At 33.3% G+C, this 354-nt stretch carries 1 protein-coding gene; it reads right to left on the reverse strand.

Translation table 11 applies throughout. The features are described 5' to 3' along the window. The coding region (locus VQ048_RS12810) for a TssN family type VI secretion system protein (protein WP_327611998.1) at positions 1 to 342 on the reverse strand (342 nt) is incomplete at its 3' end. Positions 343 to 354: the final 12 nt, after the last annotated feature.

The raw sequence follows: 354 nt of genomic DNA on the forward strand, positions 1-354 counted from the left end.
TTCATCACTTACGCCTGCCAATTCACGATAGTTTTCGGGGAATTGCCAAGTTAAATAGACTTTTGGTGGGATTTTCATTGCTCTGTTAAAAGTATCATTTACAAATGTTGGGACAAAAAATAGAATGTAATGCCCTAACATTAGGTAGGCAAATTGATTACCATTGAAAAAGGAATAAATTAACAAAAAAGGAATAATGCCATAAAGTGCTACCAATAAAGCAAACAGATACTCCATAGGGGACTTCTCCTGCTCAAACTTATTAAAGAAATTATGATACACATAGCAGTGAATGCTTCCTATCACCAATGAAAACACTTGATAGAAAATAAACTCATACATCAAATGTTCTGA

This window comes from Bergeyella anatis, from assembly GCF_036016955.1.
Classification (GTDB): domain Bacteria; phylum Bacteroidota; class Bacteroidia; order Flavobacteriales; family Weeksellaceae; genus JAYWXI01.